Source organism: Bradyrhizobium sp. STM 3843 (genome assembly GCF_000239815.1).
Taxonomy (GTDB): domain Bacteria; phylum Pseudomonadota; class Alphaproteobacteria; order Rhizobiales; family Xanthobacteraceae; genus Bradyrhizobium.
The window spans coordinates 1-544 of the sequence record NZ_CAFK01000269.1 but is presented as its reverse complement, the minus strand read 5'-3'; the positions used below and the strand labels follow the sequence as shown (position 1 = coordinate 544).

At 65.3% G+C, this 544-nt stretch carries 1 protein-coding gene; it reads left to right on the top strand.

Annotated elements, in window-relative coordinates; genetic code table 11:
• The coding region (locus BRAS3843_RS27595; RefSeq protein WP_035982982.1) for a HAMP domain-containing protein at window positions 1-544 on the top strand (544 nt) is incomplete at both ends.

The window sequence follows — 544 nt, the reverse complement described above, 5'->3', positions numbered from 1 at the left end:
CGAAGTCACGCGCGTGGCGCGCGAGGTCGGCACCGAGGGCAAGCTCGGCGGCCAGGCTTTGGTGCGCGGCGTCGCCGGCACCTGGAAAGACCTGACCGACAGCGTCAACTCGATGGCCGGTAACCTGACCGCCCAGGTCCGCAACATTGCCGAGGTGACGACCGCAGTCGCCAACGGCGACCTCTCCAAGAAGATCACCGTGGACGTCCGCGGTGAAATCCTCGAGCTGAAGGACACCATCAATACGATGGTCGATCAGCTCAACGCCTTCGCGGGCGAGGTCACGCGCGTCGCGCGCGAGGTCGGCACCGAGGGCAAGCTGGGCGGCCAGGCCATGGTGCGCGGCGTTGCCGGCACCTGGAAGGACCTGACCGACAGCGTCAATTCTATGGCCTCGAACCTGACCGGTCAGGTCCGCAACATCGCCGAGGTGGCGACCGCGGTTGCCAAGGGCGACCTCTCGAAGAAGATTACCGTGAACGTGTCGGGCGAGATCCTTCAGCTGAAGGAGACCTTGAACACGATGGTCGACCAGCTCAACGCC